Origin of the sequence: Streptomyces sp. NPDC001480 (genome assembly GCF_042894725.1) — a bacterium.
Taxonomy (GTDB): domain Bacteria; phylum Actinomycetota; class Actinomycetes; order Streptomycetales; family Streptomycetaceae; genus Streptomyces.
Genome location: NZ_JBIAVX010000010.1, coordinates 361,666 through 384,586, shown reverse-complemented (window position 1 = coordinate 384,586; position 22,921 = coordinate 361,666). Strand labels below are relative to the sequence as shown.

Below are 22,921 nucleotides of genomic sequence, written 5' to 3'. Positions count from 1 at the left end.
ACACGTGTGCACTTCGCATGACCACACCCAGGGCGAGGCAGCGCAGGCCGGCGCCGGCAGACGCAGTTTCCTCAGGGCGACGGCGCTGCTCGGCGCCGTCGCCACGGCAGGGGTCGCACTGCCGGCCGCCGAGGCCGAGGCCGCCCCGGCCTCGTCGGCCGGCCCGCGCCCGGATCCCGACAGCCGGCGCTTCACCCTCGCCGTGATGCCCGACACCCAGTACCTCTTCGACGGGCCCAGCATCGACAAGGCGCCGGTGGAGGCGTCCCTGCGCTACCTCCTCGAGCACGGCGGGGACGAGAACATCGTCTTCCTCTCCCACCTCGGCGACCTCACCCAGAACGGCGCCGAGGACGAATTCGCGGCGATCGGCGAGGCGTTCGGGATCCTCGACCGACGGGGCGTCGGCTACAGCGTCCTCGCCGGCAACCACGACGTGAAGTCCTCCACGGACGACCAGCGCGGCCCGACACCGTACCTGGACGCCTTCGGACCGCAGCGTTCCAAGGGCAGGCCGACATTCGGGGGCGCCTCCGCGGACGGCTACAACACCTACCACCTGTTCAAGGCCGCGGGGCGCGAGTGGATGGTGCTGGCGCTGGACTGGCGGCTGTCGGCGAAGGGGTACGCCTGGGCGAAGGACGTCCTCGCGCGGCATCCGAAGACGCCGGTCATCCTCACCACGCACGAACTGGTCGTAGAAGACGGCCAGTTGTCGACGTACGGGCAGCAGCTGTGGGACCAGCTGATCGAGGACCACGACCAGATCTTCCTGACCCTGAACGGCCACTACTGGCCGGCGGGCCGGGCGACCCGCGAGAACGCGGCGGGCAACGAGGTGCACCTGCACCTCACGAACTACCAGAACCGCTACTTCGGCGGCGCGGCGATGATCCGCCTCTACCGGTTCGACCTGGACCGGAACGTCATCGACGTGGAGACGGTCTCGCCGTGGATCCTGGGCCGGGCCGCGAAGGGCCTGAACGAGCTGGAGCGCCAGGAGATCGAACTGAGCGGCGACGCCGACCGCTTCTCGGTGGAGATCGACTTCACGAAGCGTTTCTCCGGCTTCGCCCCGGTCCCGGCCCGCCCGGCACGCCCCGCGTCCAAGGTGTTGATCCCCGGCACGGTCGCCTACTGGCGCTTCGACGGACACGACGACGGTGCGGCCGTCACGGGCACCGTCCGCGACCTGTCCGGAGGCGGCAACGACCTCAGCCTCGTCACGGTGGGCGGCGGCGCCCTGGCCTGGTCCGCCGACCACCATCCCGACCAGCCCGGCCACGGCAGCCTGGAGTTCCAGGGCTACAAGTCACCGCTGAAGGGCGCGTACCTGAAGACGGTCGACGGCGCACCGCTCAACGCGGCCGATTTCAAGGACGGTTACACCATCGAGGCGTTCTACCGGCTGCCCGCCGACTGGGACCCCGACCACAACGCCTGGTCCGGCATCGTCAGCCGCACCGGCACGGGCGGCGCCGCAGGCAAGACCGCCGACGACCCCGACGAGCCCCTCGCCACACTGTCGCTGTCCAACGACCGCGAGCCGCAGTGGGCGATGCGCCCGCTCAACCAGGAGGGCATCTCCACCAACTGGGGCCAGGAGACCCCGCTGGAGACCTGGTGGCACCTCGCGGTCGTCAACGACGGCAGACACACCACCCTGTACGTGGAGGGCTGCCCGGCCGTCCGCAACCCGAAGGCCGCCGCGGCCGGCATCACCTCCGTCGGACTGCCATGGCTGCTCGGCGGCTACGAGTACGCCGGAAAGATCGACCAGATCCTGCACGGCCGCCTCGGCGACGTCCGGATCGTCTCACGGGCGCTGCCCGTCACCTCCTTCATGAACCACTGACGCCCTCGAAGAGGACCTTGAAAAGGACCTTGAAGATCATGACCGAGCAGCAACTGCCCGCCTGGGCCGACCCGTCCGTCTCCCCCGCCGCCCTCGACGCCCAGGGCGTGTCGCGGCGCCAACTCCTGCGCCGAGCGGGCCTGTTCGGAGCCGCCTTCGCCCTCGGCTCCGCGGCGACCCCCGCGCTCGCCTCCGCACAGCGCGGCTTCGGCGGCGACGACCCTCGCCTCGCCTACCTCGTCGGCGACCACCACGTCCACTCCGTCTACAGCCACGACGCGAAGTACACCTTCACCCAGCAGGCCCGAGCCGCCGCCAAGTACGGCCTCGACTGGATGGTGTTCAACGAGCACTCCAACTTCGGGCACGCCTACTACGGCGCCAAGATGGAGCACGCCGAGATCCTCAAGGCCCGTGCCGCCAACCCGCGCCAGCTGATCTTCCAGGGCCTGGAGTGGTACATCCCCGCCGCCGAACACTGCACGGTGTTCGCCGCCCCCGGCCCGGCCGAGACCGACCTGCTCACACGGTTCGAACTCGCCTACGACGGAAAGCTGCTCGGCTACACCGAGGGCTCCGCCGGCGCTACCGACACCGCCCGCAACGAGGCCCACGCCGTCAAGGCTGTCCAGTGGCTGGCCGAACAGCGCCGCACCGGATACGTCGACGACGTCCTCGTCCTCGCCAACCACCCACTGCGCCTCGGCATCGACTCCCCGCACGAGATGCGCAACTGGCGGGACGCGGCCCCCGAGATCGTGATCGGCATGGAGGGAGCGCCCGGCGCCCAGGGCGCGGCCCTCCCCGGCTGGCGCGGCTCCACCTCGATCCGCGGCGAGTACGAGAACAAGCCGTCGGCGCAGTCGTGGGCGGGCTACCCGGCGGACGCGTACCTGACGTACGGCGGCTTCGACTGGGCGACCGCCACCGTCGGCGGGCTGTGGGACTCGATGCTGGCCGAGGGCCGGCTGTTCACCATCACCACCAACTCCGACAACCACCGGACCGTCTTCGACACCTGGAAGAACGGCGACTGGCCGGCCGGCCAGAACTTCGACAACACCGGCAAGCTGCCCGACCCGGTGAACACCGACACCCCGCAGCCGGGCAGCGACTTCTGGCCCGGCGAGTTCAGCCGCACACACGTCGGCGTGACCCGGTACGGCTACCGCGCCGTGATGACGGGCCTGCGCGCGGGTCGCGTCTGGCTCGACCACGGGCACCTGCTGGACGGGCTCGACGTGCGGGTGAAGCGGGACTGCGACGCCGGCCGCGGCGTCACCCTCGGCGGCCGGCTGCGGGTCCGCAAGGGCGAGAAGATCACGCTGTACGTCACGGTGACGACCGCCTCACGGGCCAACCCGCAGGGCATCCTGCCCCAGTTGGCCCAGGTGGACGTGATCCGGGGCGCGGTGCGCGGTCCGGTCAGCGACCGCGACACCTGGAAGGCGCCGGACACGAAGGTCGTGCACACGACGGACGTGTCCGGCCGCAAGGGAACGTACACACTGCGCATCCCGCTGCCGGTGGGCGACGAGTCCTTCTACGTCCGGCTCCGCGGCAGCGACGGCAACCGGCACGGGGCCGGCTACCTGGGCGCCGCCGTCGACCCGCACGGCCCGATTCCCCACGAGCCCGGGAACGGCGACCCGTGGGCCGACACGTGGTTCTATGCGAACCCGGTCTTCGTCGATGTGGTGGGCGCCTGACACCGCAGGCCGTTGACGAAAGTCGTAGACAGTAGACGAAGATCGCAGACTGCAGACGAAAATCGTAGACAGTAGACGGTGGACGTCAGGCGTAGAACCGGGACAGGCTCTGCAGGACGGCGGCGGGTTTCCCGCCGCCGTCGATCTCGATCGTGCCGTCGACGGTGATCTGCACCCCGCCGGGCACCTCCTCGACGTCCGCCAGCCGCGCCACCAGACGGATCCGGGAGCCGACCTTGACGGGCGAGGGGAAACGCACTTTGTTCAGGCCGTAGTTGACCTTGGTCGTGACACCCTGGACGTCCAGCAGCTCGGTGAACAGCGGGATGAACAGGGACAGCGTCAGATAGCCGTGGGCGATGGGCGCGCCGAACGGCCCTTCGGCGGCGCGCTGAGGGTCGACGTGGATCCATTGGTGGTCGCCGGTGGCGTCGGCGAAGGTGTCGATGCGCTCCTGGGTGACCTCGATCCACTCGCTGCTGCCGAGGTCGCTGCCGGCCAGCTTCTTCAGTTCGTCCAGGCCGTTGACGGTGACGCTCATGAGTACCTTGTTCCTTAGGGGAGTTGGTTGCCGTAGCGCTGACGCACCCGGGACTTGAGGAGCTTTCCCGAGGCGGTGCGCGGGAGTTCGTCCGCGATCACCACGGACTTGGGGATCTTGTACTTGGCGAGGCGGCCGGCCAGGGAGGCGAGCACCTCCTCGGGGTCGAGGGCGGCGCCCTCGCGAGGTACGACGACCGCGCGCGGCACCTCACCCCACTTGTCGTCCGGCACACCGATGACCGCGCATTCGACGATGTCGGGGTGGGCGAGGAGCCGGTCCTCGATCTCGGCGGGGTAGACGTTCTCCCCGCCCGAGATGATCATGTCTTTCATACGGTCGACGATGTACACATAGCCGTCCTCGTCGACCCGTGCCGCGTCGCCGCTGCGGAACCAGCCGTCCGCGAAGGTGGCGGCGGTCTCCTCGGGCAGCCCCCAGTAGCCGGGCATGACGTGCGGTCCGCGTACCACGACCTCGCCGGTCTCGCCGACGTCGACCGGGGTGAGGTCCGGCCGGACGACCCGTACGTCGCTGAAGAAGTGCGGTACGCCCGCCGATCCCGCCTTGCTCACGGCGTGTTCGGCGTCCAGGAAGAGGGTGCCGGGCGCGGCCTCGGTCATGCCGTAGCCCTGGAGGAAGGTCAGCCCGCGCTGCTGGTAGGCGGCGATCAGCGGGGTGGGTACGGGCGAGCCGCCGCAGGTGAGGATCCTGAGGGAGGACAGGTCGGCGCCCGCCCAGCGGGGGTGCCGGGCCACCTGGTCGAACATGGTCGGCACGCCGAACATGAAGGTGATGCGGTGCCGTTCGATCAGGTCGAAGGTCGCGTCGGGGTCGAAGGCGTCCACCAGGACGCAGGTTCCGCCCTTGAGCAGTACCGGCAGCGTCAGCATGTTGAGGCCGGCGGTGTGGAACAGCGGGGCACAGACCAGGGCGCGTTCGTCGGCGATCAGGTCGTGGTCGACGAGGACGTTGACGGCGTTCCAGGTCAGATTGCCGTGGGTGAGCATCGCACCCTTGGGACGGCCGGTCGTCCCCGAGGTGTACATGATGAGGCAGGTGTCGTCCGCGGTGACCGGCTCGTCGATGGGGTCGGAAGGGGCGGCGGCCACCGCCTCCTCGTACTCGGCGCCCACTTCGACGTACGTCCGTACGCCGGTCTCGCCGGGCAGCCCGGCGACGAGCCCCGAGTGGCTGGGACCGTACACGAGGGCTTTGGCGCCGGAGTCGGCGAGCTGGTAGGCGATCTCGGGGCCGGCGAGGCGGGTGTTGAGGGGGACGAAGACCGCGCCCAGGGTGCCCGCGGCGAACAGTGTCTCCAGGTAAGCGGGGTGGTTGGGGCCGAGGTAGGCGATGCGGTCGCCGCGGCGGACGCCCCGGGCGCGCAGGGCGTGGGCCAGGCGTGTGGTGCGTGTATACAGTGTGCGGTAGTCGGTGTACCGGTCACCGTGTACCAGGGCGGTGCGGTGCGGGGTCTTGCGGGCCCGGCGGGCGGGCCACGATCCCAGTCCCTCATTGCGCATCCGACGCCCCCTTCACGGTTTCGTCAGCCCGAGCAGGCGGGCGGCGTTCTCCTTGAGGATCTTCGGCCGCACCTCGTCCTTGATCGGCAGCTTCTCGAAGTCGGCGAGCCAGCGATCAGGGGTGAGGACGGGGAAGTCGGAGCCGAAGAGGACCTTGTCCTTCAGCAGCGTGTTGGCGTACTGCACCAGTTGCGGCGGGAAGTACTTCGGCGACCAGCCGGACAGGTCGATGTGCACGCCCGGCTTGTGCGTGGCGACGGCGAGGGCCTCGTCCTGCCAGGGGAAGGACGGGTGCGCCAGGATGATCTTCAGGTGCGGGAAGTCGGCGGCGACGTCGTCCACGTGGAGCGGGTTTGAGTACTTCAGCCTGATTCCGCCCCCGCCGGGGACTCCGGCGCCGATGCCGGTCTGGCCGGTGTGGAAGAGGGCGATGCTGCCCGTCTCCTCGATCACCTCGTACAGGTCGTACGCCACAGAGCGGTCGTTGGGGAAGAAGCCCTGGATGCTGGGGTGGAACTTGAAGCCCTTCACCCCGTACTCCTCGACCAGGCGGCGGGCCTGCCTGACGCCGGCCTTGCCCCGGAAGGGGTCGATGGAGGCGAACGGGATCAGGACGTCCGCGTTGGCGGCCGCGGCCTCGGCGACCTCCTCATTGGGGACCGGGGCGGTGCCGGTGGCGGACTCGGCGTCCACCGTGAAGATCACGGCGGCCATCTTCCGTTCGCGGTAGTGGGCTGCCGTCTCCTGAAGGGTCGGTTTCCGCTTGCCCTCGACCTTGAAGTAGGCGGAGGAGGCGTCGTGCAGGTCGTCGTCCAGGGAGGAGTGGCCTTTGGAGGACACTTCGGCGTGGGTGTGGACGTCGATCGCGACGAGTTCCTCGAGGTTCATGGCGAGGTCCATCACGCCTCCGGGAACGTGGGCGCAGGGATGCCGACGGTCTGCGGTTCGGCGCCGACCGAGCCGGCCCACGCGTCGGCCAGGGTGTCGGGGGTCCAGCCGCCGTCGGCGTAGGCCGCCCTGATCTCCTGCGGATGCGACCAGAGTGCCACCTTGTCGCCGCCGATGCCGATGGCCTGGCCGGTGATGCCGCGCGCGGCCTTCGAGGCGAGGAAGGGGACGAGGGCCGCGCAGTCCTCGGGGGTGCCGAAGCCCTCGCCCTTGCGCAGGAAGTCCGGGAGCGGTTCGCCGTTCTTCAGGGCTTCGACGTAGGGGGCGAAGGCGGGGATGGTCTCGGTCATGGCGGTCGCGGCGACCGGCACGATCGCGTTGACGGTGATGTTCGCGCGGGCGAGCTCCATCGACCAGGTGCGGGCCATGGCGGCGATGCCGGCCTTGGCGGCCGCGTAGTTGGTCTGGCCGAAGTTGCCGCGCTGTCCGGCCGGGGAGCCGACCAGGATCAGGGTGCCGCCCTCGCCCTGCTCGCGCATGCGGACGGCGGCGGCCCGGGCGCAGGTGAAGGTGCCCTTGAGGTGGGTGGTGATCACCGCGTCGAAGTCCTCGTCGGTCATCTTCCACAGCACCTTGTCGCGCAGGATGCCGGCGTTGGTGACCAGGACGTCCAGCCTGCCGAACTCCTCGACCGCGCGGCCGACGAGCCGGTCGGCGGCTTCGGCGGTGCCGACCGGGACCACCTCCGCGACGGCCGTGCCGCCCGCCTCGGTGATGGACTTCACGGCCTGCCCGGCCACGTCCTCGTCGATGTCGTTGACGATCACGGACGCCCCGTGGGCGGCGAGGGCATGGGCGTAGGCGAGGCCGAGGCCCCGGCCGCTGCCGGTGACGACGGCGGCCTTGCCGGTGAGATCGATGCTGGACACGAGCGAGTCCCTTCACAAGGCGATGCGGGTTCACAAGGCGAAGCGGTTCACAGGGCGAAGCGGTTCACAAGGCGATGCGGTGCAGCTGGCTGTACCGCGGCTTCGAGATCGAAGCTAAGAGCAATAATTGTTGACGTCAATAGTTGTCCCGGACCTACGGGTGGGGCATGCTGGCCTGCGAGGGCCGGACGACATCCGGGCCGGCCGAGACGAGGGAGAGCCGCCATCACCCGCCAGCACGCCACGAACCCCAGCCTCGACGCGCACGAGCCGTGGATGCGCGGCCTGCACGCCGACACCGGCTATCTGCTGTACCGGCTGGGCCTGCGCTCCGGGCAGCTGTTCAACGCCTTCCTCCAGGAATCGGGCCTGCGCCTGCGCCACTACGCGCTGCTGCGCTTCCTCGCCACCACCGAGGGCGCCCTCCAGCGGGAACTGAGCACACGGCTCGGCTACGACCCGAGCGCGATCGTCGGCCTGGTCGACGACCTGGAGAAACTGGGCTTCGCCGAGCGCCGCCCCGCCCCCGACGACCGCCGCAGCCGCATCGTCGTGCTCACCGGGGCGGGCCGGGCCTTCCTGCGGAACACCGACGAGGCGGGCCTGCGCGTCACCGGGGAACTGCTGGGCCCTCTGGACCCGGCCGAGCGGGAGACGCTGCACGCGCTGCTGCTGCGGATCGCCGAGGACGGGCTCTCCTGAGCCGGACCACCGGAAACCTGGGCCACACCGCTGGAAACCGCGGCCACACCCCGGGAAAGGGGCACTCGGCGATGACCGTCCGTTCCGCGCCGGACCGGCTGCTGTCGGTGCTCGCCGCGTTCGACCACGAGCATCCGGCGCTGTGCCTGACGGACATCAGCCGCCGGGCGGGGCTCACCCTGACCACCACGCACCGGCTGGTCGCCGCGCTCACCGAGTGGGGCGCCCTGGAGCGGGACCCGGACGGCGTGTACCACGTGGGTCTCAGACTGTGGGAGCTCGCCGCTCTGGCGCCGCGCGGCCTGGCGCTGCGGCAGATCGCGTTGCCGTACCTGGAGGACCTGTACGAGGCGACGCACGAGAACGTGCAGATGGCGGTACGAGACGGGTCCGAGGTCGTCTACATCGAGTGGATCTCGGGCCGTTCGGCGGTCGGCGTGCACATCCGGGTCGGCGCGCGCTGGCCCCTGCACGCCACCGGGGTCGGGCTCGCGCTGCTGGCGCACGCCGGCACCGGCCTCCAGGAGGAGTACTGCGCCGGTCCGCTCGCCTCCTTCACCCCGTACACGATCACCGATCCCTCGCGGCTGCGCCGGGTACTCGCCGAAGTGCGGCGTACCGGCGTCGCGGTGAGTGACCGCCAGGTGACCGAGGATGCGCTGTCGGTGGCGGCCGACGTGCGCGGGCCGGGCGGGGCCGTGGTCGCCGCCGTGTCCGTCGTCGTCCCCCAACGGGCAGCCCAGGTGCCGGTGCTGGCGCCGGCGGTACGGCTGGCCGCGCGCGGGATATCCCGGGCGCTGGGCTGGCAGCCGGAGCGAACGCCCTGAGCGCCGGGGGCCACCCGCCGGCGCCGGTGTCCGGCATGTGAGGGAAGCGCGGCTCGGGCGACAGCCGCGCCGTCCTCACCGGAATCTCAGGCTGGACCCCTCGGATTCAAAGAAGCGACCCAGACAACCCACGCAGTATGCCCACGCACAGACGGACAACTCAGAAAGGCGTGTCGTGGGCGTCTCGCACATATCGAACCGGGCCGGACAGTCGGCGCGGACCTGGTCCCGGCGCGGGATCCTCGGCATCCTCGGCGCCGCGCCCGCCTCCGCCGTCCTCGCCGGATGCGACTCCTCCCCGGGCTCCTCCGGCGGCACCGGCACCGCACAGGCCGCGAACGGCGGCGCGACAGCGTCCGCACAGGCCGCGACGACGAAGAAGGCGACGATCACGGTCACGCCCGCGGCGGGCACCAAGAAGGCCGACTTCACCAGCCGCGTCGAGGTCACCGCGACCGACGGCACCCTGGCCTCCGTCAAGGTCACCGGCGACGACGGCTCCACCCTGGCGGGCTCCTACAACGACGCCCGCACGAAGTGGACGTCGACGAAGAACCCGTACTCGGGAACGAAGTACACGGTGACAGCCAAGGCGAAAGGCAGCGCCGCCGAGGAGACGGTGACCACCTTCACCACCAGGCCCCCCGGCGCCACCTTCGTCGGCTACTTCACGCCCGAGGCGGGGTCCACCTCCGGCGTCGGCATGCCGGTGTCGATCAACTTCACGCACGCCGTCACGGACCGGGCCGCCGTGCAGAAGGCGATCACGGTGACCGCCGAGCCCGCCGTCGAGGTGGTCGGGCACTGGTTCAGCGACACCCGGCTCGACTTCCGGCCGGAGACCTACTGGGCGCCCGGCACCACGGTCACGCTGAGCTTGCGGCTCAAGGACATCGAGGGAGCGGACGGTGTGTACGGTATGCAATCAAAGGATGTTGTATTCCATATCGGTCGCCGGCAGGTCAGCACCGTCGACCTGGCCACCAAGCAGATGACGGTGAAGCGCGACGACGCCACCGTCGCCACGTACCCCGTCTCCGGCGGCGACCCGGACCACACCACCTGGTCCGGGATCATGGTGATCAGCGAGCGGTTCAAGCAGACACGCATGGAGTCGTCCACGGTCGGGCTCGGCGACGAGTACGACATCCCGGATGTTCCGCACGCCCAGCGGCTGACCACCTCCGGCACCTTCGTCCACGGCAACTACTGGGCATCCACCGCGGTGTTCGGGCACGAGAACACCAGCCACGGCTGCGTCGGCCTGCACGACGCCAAGGGCGCGGGCGACAGCTCCGTGGCGGGCTACAAGTTCTACGAGTCCTCGATGCTCGGCGACGTGGTGATCGTGAAGAACTCGGGCGAGAGGACGGTCGATGCGGCCAACGGACTCAACGGATGGAACCTGTCCTGGGCGGACTGGAAGGCCGGCAGCGCGCTCTAGGGCAGACGGCCGGGCCGGGACCATATACGGCTTCATCGGGTGAACTCCCCTCCCGATAGGGGAGTTTCCTTGTTTCAAGTCTTGACGACCGCAGAGGCGGAGAGCACATTGGCCGCACCTTGAGAGCGCTCTCAAGGGTATCCGCACACATCGACTCCGTACCCGAGAGGCCCCCATGAGCGAAACCTCCGGCATACCCAGACGGCGCCCGCTGCGCCGTGCGCTAGTGGCCGTGCTCGCCACCCTCAGCCTCGCGGCAGGCGCCGCGACAGCCGCCACCCTCCCCGCCAACGCCTCGGCGCCCACGCCACCGTCCGGCTGGACGCAGGTGTTCCTGGACGACTTCGACGGAGCGGCGGGGACCGGCGTCAACACCTCCACCTGGCAGTACGACACCGGGACGTCCTACCCGGGCGGCGCCGCCAACTGGGGCACCGGCGAGGTCGAGACGATGACCTCCAGCACCAGCAACGTCGCCCTCGACGGCAACGGCAACCTGCTCATCACCCCGCGCCGAGACTCCTCCGGCAACTGGACCTCGGGCCGCATCGAAACGACCCGTACCGACTTCCAGCCCCCGGCCGGCGGCAAGCTGCGCGTGGAATCCCGTATACAGATGCCGGACGTCACCGGCGCCGCCGCCAAGGGATACTGGCCGGCGTTCTGGATGCTGGGCGCGCCCTACCGCGGCAACTACCAGAACTGGCCGAGCGTCGGCGAGCTGGACATCATGGAGAACGTCCAGGGGCTGAACACCGACTGGGCCACGATGCACTGCGGCACCAACCCCGGCGGACCCTGCAACGAGACCTCGGGCATCGGCGGCAACACCCCCTGTTCCGGCACGACCTGCCAGGCGGGCTTCCACACCTACGCGATGGAGTGGGACCGCTCCACCAGTCCCGAGGAGATCCGCTTCTACCTCGACGGCGTCAACTTCCACACGGTGAAGGCGAATCAGGTCGATGCCACGACCTGGGCGAACGCCACCAACCACGGCTTCTTCGTCATCCTCAACGTGGCGATGGGCGGCGGTTTCCCGGCGGCGTTCGGCGGCGGGCCGGACAGCGGCACGGAGCCCGGCCACCCCATGGTCGTCGACTATGTGCAGGTGCTTCAGTCGACGGGCGGTGGGAGCGGTACCACACCCCCGCCGTCCGGTAACCGCGACGCCTACAGCGCCGTTCAGGCGGAGTCGTACGACAGCCAGTCCGGCACGGGCACCGAGACCACCACGGACACCGGCGGCGGCCAGGACCTCGGCTACCTGGCCAACGGCGACTGGGCCCTGTACAAGGGCGTCGACTTCGGCTCCACGGCGGCCAGGCAGTTCTACGGCCGGGTGGCGAGCGGCGCCGCCTCCGGGGTGAGCGGACTGGTCGAGGTGCGCCTCGACAGCCTGAGCAACTCCCCCATCGGCAGCTTCGCGGTCTCCAACACCGGCGGCTGGCAGAGCTGGCGGACGGTCCCGGCCAACATCGCCTCGGTGACCGGCACCCACGACGTCTATCTGACGTTCACCAGCGGCCAGTCGTCGGACTTCGTGAACGTGAACTGGTTCGACTTCGGGCACTGACCTCGCCCGCCGGTGACGCCCGGGGGTTGACCTTCACGTACGGGTCAATCCCTAGCGTCGCCGGCATGACCGCAACCGTGAACCACCGCACGGGCCTCGAGGCCCGCCTGATCCGCCGCCCTCAGGGACTGCCCGCCGCCGGCGACATCGAGATCACCGAGGTCCCGGTACCGGACCCCGCCCCCGGCCAGGTCCTGGTCCGCAACCTCTTCCTGTCCCTCGACCCGGGCATGCTGCTGCTGATGTCGGGTGAGCCCGGGCTGCCCATGCCGCGCTACGAGATCGGCGAGCCGATGTACGGGGACGCCGTCGGCGAGATCGTCGCTTCGGCCGAACCCGCGCTGGCGCCGGGCGACTTGGTGGTGCACCGGCTGGGATGGCGGGAGTACGCGGTGGCCGGGGCCGAGGCGTTCCGGAAGGTGGACCGGGCCGCCTATCCGACACCGTCCCTGCACCTGGGCTTCGGTCTGGTCGCCTACGTCGGACTCGTCGAGGCCGCTCGACTGCGGCCGGGCGACACCGTGTTCGTCTCCAGCGCGGCCGGCGCCACCGGCAGCCTCGCCGGCCAGATCGCCCGGCTCAAGGGGGCCGCACGGGTGATCGGCAGCGCCGGCTCCCCGGAGAAGGTCGCCCGTCTGACCGGCAGGCTCGGCTTCGACGCGGCTTTCGACCACCACGACGATCCGGTCGTCGACCGGCTGCGCGAGGCCGCGCCCGACGGTATCGACGTCTACTTCGACAACGTGGGCGGCGAACAACTGCGCGCCGCCATCGAGGTGATGAACGACCACGGCCGCATCGCCGTCTGCGGCGCCCTGCACCGGCAGAGCACCGGCCGGCCCGACACCGGGCCCGGCGATCTGCTCACCGTGATCGGCAAGCGGCTGACGATCCGCGGCTTCACCGTCCGCGACCACCTGGACCGGGCAGCCGAGTTCGGGGAACAGTTCCGCGGCTGGCTGCGCGACGGCTCGATCGTCCACGAGGAGACGGTCGTCGACGGCCTGCCCAACGCTCCGCAGGCGCTCCTCGGCCTGGTGCGCGGCAGGTACACCGGGAAGACGGTGGTGCGGCTGAAGGGTTGAACTTCGCATACAACATGCGCATACAACATGCGAATGCACCATGCCGAAGCCTGCGGAGGCGACTGTGATGCTGATAGGTGACCTGGCCGCGCGCACCGGGACGACCACCCGGGCCCTGCGCTACTACGAGGAACAGGGCCTGCTGGAGTCGGAGCGGACCGCGGCGGGTTACCGGGTCTACGGGCCTGAGGCACAGGCTCGGGTGCGCAACGTCAGGGACCTGCTCGCCTCCGGGTTCACGGTGGAGAACGTCAAGTCCTTCGTCCGCTACCTCGACAGCGATCTGCCCGAGGTGTTCGGGTACTCGCCGGCCTGCGCCGCCGCCTACGAGGTCGGCGCGCGCCGGGTGGCCGAGTTGGAGGAACGGATCGAGGCGCTGTCGCGTATGCGCGACACGCTCGTGCGCCGGATGCCGTGGCTGGGCGAGCGTCCCCGGCCCCAGGGCGTGCCGGGCCAGATCCGCTAGCCCAGCTCCGCCCGGAACGCCACCGGTGTCTGTCCGGTGTGCAGTTGGAAGAACTTGGAGAAGTTCGCCGCGTCGGGGAAGCCCACGGCCGCCCCGACGCGGCCTATCGGCATGTCCGTGTGGGCGAGGAGGCGTTTGGCCTCCAGGACGACGCGTTTGTCGATGAACCCCTTCGGTGTCTCGCCGGTGGCGGCGCGGACCGCGCGGACCAGGGTGCGGCGGGAGTAGCCGAGGGCGTCGGCGTAGGCGCTGACGCTGTGGTTGGTGGCGAAGCCCTCCTCCACGGCGTCGCGGAAGAGGGTGAACGTCGTGTCGGCCTGCTGCCGTGCCGCCTGTTCCGAGCTGGCCGCCAGGTGCGCCAGGCGCAGCAGGAACGCCGTGAGGGAGTGGCGCAGCACCGAGGTGTGCAGGCTGAGCGGAAGCGTCGTGGTGTCCTCGTACTCGCGGCGCAGCTGGGCGAGGGAGGCCTCGAGGGCTGCCAGGCGGGGCTCGTCCGGGTGGAGCAGGGGCGGCAGGTCGTAGCGGTACAGGCCGGTGGCCTCCACCGTGGAGCGGGGCAGGAAGCCGGGTTGCATGGTCAGGACGGTTCCGCGGTACTCGCTGGTGCGCGAGAAGCGGTGGACCTGCCCCGGGCGGATCCACAGCAGGTCGCCGGCCCTGGCCTCGTACTCGGCGAAGTCGATCATGTGGTGTACGGGACCGGCGGTGAAGAGCATCACGACGTGGAAGTCGATGCGGTGCACCCGCTCCAGCGGTGCGTCGGCGTGCCAGGTGCGGCCGTCGCCCATGGGGCCGATCTGCATGCCGACGCCGCAGACGCTGAGTTCGACCGGGAAGGGGAAGGTTCTGATCCCGTCCACGCCGCCGTCTCCGTCGATGTCATCTTCTGGGCCTTGGATGGTTCTGTCCGCCATGTCCTTCTCGCGCCGCGCGTTGCCGGCGTCGCCGGCATGGGTGTCCCAGTTTCACCACAGGCTGACACACAGCGACCTTCCCCCGTAAAAGTCAGACTTTTAAGTTTGAACGCGTCAGACCAGCCATCCGCTCGGATCGAGGATTTCTTGAAGATGAGCACGCAGACACCGGACAGCTTCGAATGGACCGAACTCGACCGGCGTGCCGTCGACACCGCCCGGCTGCTGGCGGCGGACGCCGTGCAGAAGGTCGGCAACGGCCACCCCGGCACCGCGATGAGCCTGGCCCCGGCGGCGTACACCTTGTTTCAGAAGGTGATGCGTCATGACCCGGCCGACCCGGAGTGGGCGGGCCGCGACCGCTTCGTGCTGTCCCCCGGTCACACCTCGCTGACCCTCTACACCCAGCTCCATCTCGCGGGGTACGAGCTGGAGCTGGACGACCTCAAGGCGTTCCGCACGCACGGCTCGAAGACGCCCGGGCACCCGGAGTACGGGCACACCGCCGGTGTGGAGACCACCACGGGCCCGCTCGGCCAGGGCGTCGCGAACGCCGTCGGTATGGCGATGGCCGCCCGCTACGAGCGCGGCCTGTTCGACCCGGAGGCCCCCGAGGGCGCCTCCCCCTTCGACCACACCGTCTGGGCGATCGTCTCCGACGGCGACCTCCAGGAGGGCGTCTCGGCGGAGGCCTCCTCGCTGGCCGGACACCAGAAGCTCGGCAACCTCGTCTTCCTCTACGACGACAACCACATCTCCATCGAGGGCGACACCGCCACGGCGTTCTCCGAGGACGTGCTGAAGCGGTACGAGGCGTACGGCTGGCACACCCAGCGCGTCGAGCCGGCCGAGAACGGCGACATCGACGTGCGGGCCCTGCACACGGCGCTCGAGGCCGCGCGGGCCGAGACCGGGCGCCCGTCCATCATCGCGATGCGCACGATCATCGCCTGGCCCGCCCCGAACGCGCGGAACACGGAGGCCGCCCACGGCTCGGCGCTCGGCGCCGACGAGGTGGCCGCGACCAAGCGGGTCCTCGGCTTCGACCCCGAGAAGACCTTCGAGGTCGCGGACGACGTCCTGGCCCACACCCGCCGGGCCCTGGACCGGGGCGCGGAGGAGCATGCCGCCTGGGACAAGCGGATCGCCGAGTGGCGCGAGGCCCGGCCGGAACGTGCGGAGCTGTTCGACCGGATCGTCGCGGGCCGGCTGCCGGAGGGCTGGGAGGATGCCGTACCGGTGTTCGAACCCGGTAAGTCCGTCGCGACCCGCGCCGCCTCGGGCAAGGTCCTCCAGGCGCTCGGACCGGTGCTCCCCGAGCTGTGGGGCGGCTCCGCCGACCTGGCCGGTTCCAACAACACCACCATCGACAAGGCCAGCTCCTTCCTCCCCGAGGGCAACCCGCTGCCGGAGGCGGACCCGTACGGCCGTACCGTCCACTTCGGTATCCGCGAGTTCTCGATGGCCGCGGAGATGAACGGCATCGCGCTGCACGGCAACACCCGCGTCTACGGCGGCACCTTCCTGGTGTTCTCCGATTACATGCGCAACGCCGTCCGGATGTCCGCGCTGATGCAGCTGCCGGTGACGTACGTGTGGACGCACGACTCCATCGGCCTCGGCGAGGACGGCCCGACCCACCAGCCCGTCGAGCACCTGGCGTCCCTGCGGGCCATCCCCGGCCTGAACGTCGTGCGTCCGGCCGACGCCAACGAGACCGCCGTCGCCTGGGCGGAGATTCTCCGCCGGCACTCCAGCCACCCCGCACCGCACGGGCTGGCGCTGACCCGGCAGGGCGTGCCGGCGTACGCGCCGAACCCGGACGCGGCGCGCGGCGGCTACGTCCTTGAGGAGTCCTCCACCCGGACGCCGGACGTGGCCCTGATCGCCACCGGCTCCGAGGTGCAGCTCGCGGTGGCCGCCCGTGAGCTGCTGGAAGCCGAGGGGACCGGTACGCGGGTGGTGTCGATGCCGTCAGTGGAGTGGTTCGAGGAGCAGCCGCGGGAGTACCGGGACCGTGTGCTCCCGCCGGATGTGCGGGCACGCGTCGCCGTGGAGGCGGGCATCGGCCTGACCTGGTACCGCTTCGTGGGAGACGCCGGACGCATCGTCTCCCTCGAACACTTCGGCGCCTCCGCCGACGCCAAGATCCTGTTCGCCGAGTTCGGCTTCACGGCCGAGAACGTCGCCGCCAAGGCCCGGGAATCCCTCGCGGCCGTCCGCGGTTGATCCGATCGCACGAAGGAAGATGATCACAGTGACCGAAGCGACCGCGACCGCGGGAGCACTGGAGCGCCTCGCCGACGAGGGCGTGTCGATCTGGCTGGACGACCTGTCCCGCCGGCGGATCGAATCCGGCGGCCTCGCCCGGCTCGTCGCGGCCGGGAACGTCGTCGGCGTCACCACCAACCCGTCGATCTTCCAGGCCGCCATCGGCTCCGGCGCGGGCTACGAGGAGCAGCTCGCCGACCTGGCCGTGCGGGGCGTCACGGTCGACGAGGCGGTGCGTATGCTGACGACCGCCGACGTGCGGTCCGCCGCCGACATTCTGCATCCTGTATACGAAAAGACAGCGGGCCGGGACGGCCGCGTCTCCATCGAGGTCGACCCCCGCCTCGCCCACGACACGGCGGCCACCGTCGCCGAGGCCCGTCAGCTCGCCTGGCTCGTCGACCGCCCCAACGTCATGATCAAGATCCCGGCGACCCGGGCGGGTCTGCCCGCCATCACCGAGGTCATCGCCCAGGGCATCAGCGTCAACGTCACGCTGATCTTCTCCCTGGAGCGGTACCGCGAGGTGATGGACGCCTACCTCGCCGGTCTGGAGAAGGCCCGCACGAAGGGCCTGGACCTGTCCGCCATCCACTCCGTGGCGTCGTTCTTCGTCTCCCGCGTCGACACCGAGATCGACAAGCGGCTGACGGTCCTGGGCACCGACGAGGCCCTCGCGCTCAAGGGCCGGGCCGCGCTGGCCAACGCGAGACTGGCCTACGAGGCGTACGAGGAGGTCTTCTCCGGCGAGCGCTGGCTCGCCCTGGCCGGAGACCGGGCGAACAAGCAGCGCCCGCTGTGGGCGTCCACCGGTGTGAAGGATCCCGCATACAAGGACACGCTGTATGTAGACGATCTGGTCGCGCCCGGCACGGTCAACACCATGCCGGAGGCCACCTTGAACGCGGTCGCCGACCACGGAGCCGTCACCGGTGACACGGTCACCGGCGGCTACCCGCAGGCCCGCGCCGACCTCGCGGCCGTCGAGCGGCTGGGGATCTCCTACGAGGAGGTCGTCCGGCAGCTCGAGGACGAGGGTGTCGCCAAGTTCGAGGCGGCCTGGCAGGACCTGCTGGACGCGGTCACGAAGTCCTTGGACAGCAAGGGAGTTGACGCGTAATGACCACCAACGAAGACCAGGGCGCGGCACCGGAGCCGGTGCAGGTGCCCGTCGTCCCGGCGGCCGACTGGGTGAACGCCCTGCGCGATCCGCGCGACCGCCGGCTGCCCCGCATCGCCGGCCCGTCGGGTCTGGTCATCTTCGGCGTGACCGGTGACCTGTCCCGCAAGAAGCTGATGCCGGCCGTGTACGACCTGGCCAACCGCGGGCTGCTGCCGCCGGGCTTCTCCCTGGTGGGTTTCGCCCGGCGCGACTGGGAGGACCAGGACTTCGCCGAGGTGGTGCACGACGCCGTCCGGGAGCACGCCCGCACCCCGTTCCGGGAGGAGGTCTGGCAGCAGCTCGCCGAGGGCATGCGGTTCATCCCGGGTGACTTCGACGACGACACCGCGTTCAAGCAGCTGCGGCAGGCCGTCGACGAGCTGGACGCCTCCCGCGGCACGGGCGGCAACTTCGCCTTCTACCTCTCCGTACCGCCGAAGTTCTTCCCCAAGGTCGTGCGGCAGCTGAAGAAGCACGGCCTGGCGAGCCCTCCGCAGGGCGCCTGGCGGCGCGCGGTCATCGAAAAGCCGTTCGGGCGGGATCTGGCGAGCGCCCGCGAGCTGAACGCGGTCGTGCACGACGTGTTCGAACCGGACCAGGTTTTCCGGATCGACCACTACCTCGGCAAGGAGACCGTCCAGAACATCCTGGCGCTGCGCTTCGCCAACCAGATGTACGAGCCGATCTGGAACCGGTCGTACGTCGACCACGTGCAGATCACCATGGCCGAGGACATCGGCATCGGCGGCCGGGCCGGCTACTACGACGGCATCGGAGCCGCCCGTGACGTCATCCAGAACCACCTGCTCCAGCTGATGGCGCTCACCGCGATGGAGGAACCCATCGCCTTCGACGCCGAGGCGCTGCTCACCGAGAAGCTGAAGGTGCTCAAGTCGGTGCGGCTGCCCAAGGACCTGGGTGCGAGCACCGTGCGCGGGCAGTACGCGCAAGGGTGGCAGGGCGGCGCGAAGGTGCCCGGATACCTCCAGGAGGAGGGCATCGACGCGCGGTCCAAGACCGACACCTACGCGGCGGTCAAGCTGGAGGTCGACAACCGCCGCTGGGCGGGCGTCCCCTTCTACCTGCGCACCGGCAAGCGGCTGGGCCGCCGGGTCACCGAGATCGCGGTGGTGTTCAAGCGGGCCCCGCACTCCCCGTTCGACTCCTCCGCCACCGAGGAACTCGGGCAGAACGCCGTCGTCATCCGCGTCCAGCCGGACGAGGGCATGACCGTCCGGTTCGGCTCCAAGGTGCCGGGCACCTCGATGGAGATCCGGGACGTGTCGATGGACTTCGCCTACGGCGAGTCGTTCACCGAGTCCAGTCCGGAGGCGTACGAGCGGCTCATCCTGGACGTGCTGCTCGGCGACGCCAACCTGTTCCCCCGTCACCAGGAAGTGGAAGAGTCCTGGAAGATCCTCGACCCCGTCGAGGAGTACTGGGCGGCGCACGGCAGGCCGGCCCAGTACCCGGCGGGCACATGGGGTCCACAGGAAGCAGACGAGATGCTCGCACGAGACGGACGGAGCTGGCGCAGGCCATGAAGATCGACCTGACCGACACCACGGCAAGCAAGATCAACAAGGCGCTGGTGCAGGGCCGCCGCGCCATCGGAACCCCTGCTGTGGGCATGGTCCTGACGATGGTCATCGTCACGGACGAGGAGAACGCCTACGACGCGATCAAGGCCGCCGAGGAGGCTTCGCACGAGCACCCCTCGCGCACCCTGGTCGTCATCAAGCGGCACGCCCGCAGCCCGCGCGAGCGCACGCAGTCCCGGCTGGACGCGGAGGTCCGGGTCGGCTCCGAGGCCGGCACCGGCGAGACGGTCGTACTGCGCACCTACGGCGAGGTGTCCCAGCACGCCGACTCGGTCGTCCTGCCGCTGCTGCTGCCGGACGCGCCGGTGGTCGTGTGGTGGCCGGTGGACGCGCCGGAGAACCCCGCGAAGGACCCCCTCGGCGCGCTCGCGCAGCGCAGGATCACCGACCTGTACGCCGTCGAGAACCCCCTCGCGGTCCTCCAGGACCGCATGCGCTCCTACGCGCCCGGCGACACCGACCTCGCCTGGACCCGCCTCACCCCCTGGCGGTCGATGCTGGCCGCCGCCCTCGACCAGGCCCGCACCGAGGTGATCTCCGCGGCCGTGGAGGCCGAGGCCGACAACCCGGCCGCCGAGCTGCTCGCCCGCTGGCTGGAGGCACGGCTGAAGGTGGACGTCGACCGCGTCGTCACCGCCGGACCGGTGGTCACGGCCGTCCGGCTGGGCACCCAGGGCGGCGAGATCGTCATCGACCGTCCCGAGGGCCCGCTGGCCACGCTGACCCTCCCGGGCCAGCCGCCGCGCACCCTGGCGCTGAAGGTGCGGACCATGTCCGAGCTCATCGCCGAGGAACTGCGCCGCCTCGACGCCGACGAGATGTACGCCATCGCCCTGCGAGGCGACGGCGCCGAGGGGGTTCCCGCCCATGTCTGACGTCCCGAACCTCACCCGGCGGCCGGAGTGGGCCGCCCTGCACGACCATCGCACGGACACGATGCCGCACCCGGGCCTGCGGGACCTGTTCGCGGCGGACCCCGCTCGCGCCGAGCGGTACGTCGTCACCGTCGGCGATCTGCGCATCGACTACTCCAAACACCTGGTCACCGACGAGACCCTCGCCCTGCTCCAGGAACTGGCCACCGCCACCGGCGTCTTCGGCCTGCGGGACGCGATGTTCCGCGGCGAACGGATCAACGCCACCGAGGACCGGGCCGTGCTGCACACCGCGCTGCGCGCCCCCCGGGATGCGGTGGTCGAGGTCGACGGGGAGAACGTCGTCCCCGAGGTGCACGCCGTCCTGGACAAGATGGCCGCGTTCGCCGAGCGGGTCCGCTCCGGTGAGTGGACCGGTCACACGGGCAGCCGGATCCGTAACGTCGTCAACATCGGCATCGGCGGCTCCGACCTGGGCCCGGCGATGGCATACGAAGTACTGCGATCGTATACAGCACGCGATCTCACGTTCCGTTTCGTGTCGAACGTGGACGGCGCGGACCTGCACGAGGCGACCCGTGACCTGGACCCGGCGGAGACCCTGTTCATCGTCGCGTCCAAGACGTTCACCACGATCGAGACGATCACCAACGCGACATCGGCGCGCACGTGGCTGCTCGACGGGCTGGACGGCGACGACAAGGCGGTCGCCAAGCACTTCGTGGCACTGTCCACGAACGCCGGGAAGGTCACCGAGTTCGGCATCGACCCGGACAACATGTTCGCGTTCTGGGACTGGGTCGGCGGCCGCTACTCGTACGACTCGGCCATCGGCCTGTCCCTGATGATCGCCATCGGCCCGGACCGCTTCCGGGAGATGCTGGACGGTTTCCGGATCGTCGACGAGCACTTCCAGACCGCGCCCGCGGAGGCCAACGCACCGCTGATCCTGGGCCTGTTGGGCATCTGGTACAACAACTTCTTCGACGCCCAGTCGCACGCGGTGCTGCCCTACAGCCACTACCTGTCCAAGTTCACCGCCTACTTGCAGCAGCTGGACATGGAGTCCAACGGCAAGTCGGTGGACCGTCAGGGCCGCCCGGTCGAGTGGCAGACCGGCCCCGTGGTGTGGGGGACGCCGGGCACCAACGGGCAGCACGCCTACTACCAGCTCATCCACCAGGGCACCAAGCTGATCCCGGCCGACTTCATCGGCTTCGCCCGGCCCGTGGCCGAGCTGAGCGAGGAACTCAAGGCCCAGCACGACCTGTTGATGGCCAACTTCTTCGCCCAGACCCAGGCCCTCGCCTTCGGCAAGACCGCCGAGGAGGTCCGCGCGGAGGGCGTGGACGAGGAGCAGGTACCGCACCGCACCTTCCGCGGCAACCACCCCACCACGACGATCCTCGCTCCCGAACTGACCCCGTCGGTCCTCGGCCAGCTCGTCGCGCTCTACGAGCACAAGGTGTTCGTGCAGGGTGCGGTGTGGAACATCGACTCCTTCGACCAGTGGGGCGTGGAACTGGGCAAGGTCCTCGCCAAGCGCGTCGAGCCCGCCCTCACCGAGGGCGCGGACGTGCCCGGCCTCGACCCGTCCACCCGCGCCCTGGTGGCCGCGTACCGCTCGCTCAAGAACGCCTAGAGAGAAGTGAAGCTGATATGACAGCCATGCAGTTGGGCCTCATCGGCCTCGGCAAGATGGGCGGCAACATGCGCGAGCGGATCCGCCGCGCCGGCCACACCGTCATCGGCTACGACCGCAACCCCGAGCTCTCCGACGTCAAGGACCTCGCCGAACTGGTCGAGAAGCTCGACGCCCCCCGCACCGTGTGGGTGATGGTCCCGGCCGGCCGCGCCACCCAGTCCGTCATCGACGAGCTGAAGGAACTGCTGTCCGAGGGCGACACGGTCGTCGACGGCGGCAACTCCCGCTGGACCGACGACGAGAAGCACGCCGCGGAACTCGGCGTCAAGGGCATCGGTTTCGTCGACGCGGGCGTCTCCGGGGGCGTGTGGGGCCTGCAGAACGGTTACGCCCTGATGGTCGGCGGCGACAAGGAGCACGTCCGGCGGCTGGAGCCGGTCTTCGAGGCGCTCAAGCCTGAAGGCCCGTACGGCTACGTCCACGCGGGCAGGGTCGGCGCCGGGCACTTCTCCAAGATGGTCCACAACGGCATCGAGTACGCCATGATGCAGGCCTACGCCGAGGGCTGGGAGCTCCTGGAGAAGGTCAAGTCGGTGGACAACGTCCGTGAGGTGTTCCGCTCCTGGCAGGAGGGCACCGTCATCCGCTCCTGGCTGCTCGACCTCGCCGTCAACGCCCTCGACGACGACGAGCACCTCCAGAAGCTGCGCGGCTACGCCGAGGACTCCGGCGAGGGCCGCTGGACCGTCGAGGCGGCCATCGACAACGCGGTGCCACTGCCCGCGATCACCGCCTCCCTCTTCGCGCGGTTCGCCTCCCGGCAGGACGACTCCCCGCAGATGAAGATGATCGCGGCCCTTCGCAACCAGTTCGGCGGCCACGCCGTCGAGTCGGCGAAGGACTGACCG

18 protein-coding genes and 1 pseudogene are annotated in these 22,921 nt (G+C 70.1%); 14 read left to right on the top strand and 5 right to left on the bottom strand.

Annotation, left to right across the window (positions count from 1 at the left end):
- Window positions 1–4: 4 nt before the first annotated feature.
- Together ACFY01_RS26590 and ACFY01_RS26585 are read left to right on the top strand one after the other, a co-directional pair.
- Window positions 5–1,855, top strand: a complete 1,851-nt coding sequence (locus tag ACFY01_RS26590; RefSeq protein ID WP_390738238.1) for a LamG-like jellyroll fold domain-containing protein — start codon at window positions 5–7, stop codon at window positions 1,853–1,855.
- 38 nt (window positions 1,856–1,893) lie between these two features.
- A complete protein-coding gene (locus ACFY01_RS26585; protein WP_390738237.1) occupies window positions 1,894–3,564 on the top strand; it encodes a histidinol-phosphatase in 1,671 nt (556 codons plus the stop codon).
- A gap of 85 nt (window positions 3,565–3,649) precedes the next feature.
- Here the strand turns inward: ACFY01_RS26585 and ACFY01_RS26580 are convergent, their stop codons facing one another.
- From ACFY01_RS26580 to ACFY01_RS26565, 4 genes are read right to left on the bottom strand one after another with little or no spacing between them, the layout of a single operon-like run.
- Entirely contained in the window at window positions 3,650–4,105 is a 456-nt protein-coding gene (locus ACFY01_RS26580) for a MaoC family dehydratase (RefSeq protein WP_390738236.1), read from the bottom strand.
- Window positions 4,106–4,119: 14 nt separating this feature from the next.
- Window positions 4,120–5,628 carry a long-chain fatty acid--CoA ligase gene (locus ACFY01_RS26575; RefSeq protein WP_390738235.1) on the bottom strand — a complete coding sequence of 503 codons (1,509 nt, stop codon included), beginning with the start codon at window positions 5,626–5,628 and terminating at the stop codon, window positions 4,120–4,122.
- Between the two features lie 12 nt (window positions 5,629–5,640).
- Entirely contained in the window at window positions 5,641–6,516 is an 876-nt protein-coding gene (locus ACFY01_RS26570) for an amidohydrolase family protein (RefSeq protein ID WP_390738256.1), read from the bottom strand.
- An 11-nt stretch (window positions 6,517–6,527) separates the two neighbouring features.
- Window positions 6,528–7,445: an SDR family NAD(P)-dependent oxidoreductase gene (locus tag ACFY01_RS26565; RefSeq protein ID WP_390738234.1), complete on the bottom strand. Its 918-nt coding sequence runs from the start codon at window positions 7,443–7,445 to the stop codon at window positions 6,528–6,530.
- Window positions 7,446–7,721: 276 nt separating this feature from the next.
- Between ACFY01_RS26565 and ACFY01_RS26560 the strand changes: the two genes are divergently transcribed.
- The 6 genes from ACFY01_RS26560 (at window position 7,722) to ACFY01_RS26535 (ending at window position 13,545) form a co-directional block, all read left to right on the top strand.
- Entirely contained in the window at window positions 7,722–8,147 is a 426-nt protein-coding gene (locus ACFY01_RS26560; protein WP_390738233.1) for a MarR family winged helix-turn-helix transcriptional regulator, read from the top strand.
- A gap of 71 nt (window positions 8,148–8,218) precedes the next feature.
- On the top strand, window positions 8,219–8,974 hold the full coding sequence (locus tag ACFY01_RS26555) for an IclR family transcriptional regulator (RefSeq protein WP_390738232.1): 756 nt from the start codon (window positions 8,219–8,221) through the stop codon (window positions 8,972–8,974).
- A gap of 175 nt (window positions 8,975–9,149) precedes the next feature.
- Window positions 9,150–10,418, top strand: coding sequence for an Ig-like domain-containing protein (locus ACFY01_RS26550; RefSeq protein ID WP_390738231.1), 1,269 nt, complete (start codon window positions 9,150–9,152; stop codon window positions 10,416–10,418).
- Between the two features lie 175 nt (window positions 10,419–10,593).
- Entirely contained in the window at window positions 10,594–11,994 is a 1,401-nt protein-coding gene (locus tag ACFY01_RS26545; RefSeq protein WP_390738230.1) for a glycoside hydrolase family 16 protein, read from the top strand.
- A 65-nt stretch (window positions 11,995–12,059) separates the two neighbouring features.
- Window positions 12,060–13,079 carry an NADP-dependent oxidoreductase gene (locus tag ACFY01_RS26540; protein WP_390738229.1) on the top strand — a complete coding sequence of 340 codons (1,020 nt, stop codon included), beginning with the start codon at window positions 12,060–12,062 and terminating at the stop codon, window positions 13,077–13,079.
- Between the two features lie 67 nt (window positions 13,080–13,146).
- Window positions 13,147–13,545, top strand: coding sequence for a MerR family transcriptional regulator (locus tag ACFY01_RS26535; RefSeq protein ID WP_390738228.1), 399 nt, complete (start codon window positions 13,147–13,149; stop codon window positions 13,543–13,545).
- On the opposite strand, the gene ACFY01_RS26530 is transcribed toward ACFY01_RS26535, so the two are convergent.
- On the bottom strand, window positions 13,542–14,459 hold the full coding sequence (locus ACFY01_RS26530) for a helix-turn-helix domain-containing protein (RefSeq protein ID WP_390738227.1): 918 nt from the start codon (window positions 14,457–14,459) through the stop codon (window positions 13,542–13,544). The two genes, ACFY01_RS26535 and ACFY01_RS26530, sit on opposite strands and share 4 nt — an antisense overlap.
- Before the next feature lie 153 nt (window positions 14,460–14,612).
- Between ACFY01_RS26530 and tkt the strand changes: the two genes are divergently transcribed.
- The 6 genes and pseudogenes from tkt to gnd all read left to right on the top strand — a co-directional run bounded on the left by tkt (window position 14,613) and on the right by gnd (window position 22,918).
- Complete coding sequence (gene tkt / locus ACFY01_RS26525) at window positions 14,613–16,688, top strand: transketolase (protein ID WP_390738226.1); 2,076 nt, start codon at window positions 14,613–14,615, stop codon at window positions 16,686–16,688.
- Window positions 16,689–16,707: 19 nt separating this feature from the next.
- Window positions 16,708–17,850 (top strand): transaldolase, encoded by a 1,143-nt coding sequence (tal, locus tag ACFY01_RS26520; protein ID WP_390738225.1) that lies wholly within the window; start codon window positions 16,708–16,710, stop codon window positions 17,848–17,850.
- Window positions 17,850–19,436, top strand: coding sequence for a glucose-6-phosphate dehydrogenase (gene zwf, locus ACFY01_RS26515; protein WP_390738224.1), 1,587 nt, complete (start codon window positions 17,850–17,852; stop codon window positions 19,434–19,436). The genes tal and zwf overlap by 1 nt, the downstream gene beginning before the upstream one ends.
- Entirely contained in the window at window positions 19,433–20,368 is a 936-nt protein-coding gene (gene opcA / locus ACFY01_RS26510; RefSeq protein WP_390738223.1) for a glucose-6-phosphate dehydrogenase assembly protein OpcA, read from the top strand. The genes zwf and opcA overlap by 4 nt, the downstream gene beginning before the upstream one ends.
- A pseudogene (gene pgi / locus ACFY01_RS26505) lies at window positions 20,361–21,986 on the top strand (glucose-6-phosphate isomerase); the annotation flags it as partial. The gene opcA and the pseudogene pgi, both read left to right, overlap by 8 nt.
- Entirely contained in the window at window positions 21,878–22,918 is a 1,041-nt protein-coding gene (gnd, locus tag ACFY01_RS26500; RefSeq protein ID WP_390738222.1) for a phosphogluconate dehydrogenase (NAD(+)-dependent, decarboxylating), read from the top strand. The pseudogene pgi and the gene gnd, both read left to right, overlap by 109 nt.
- The last annotated feature ends 3 nt before the right edge of the window (window positions 22,919–22,921 follow it).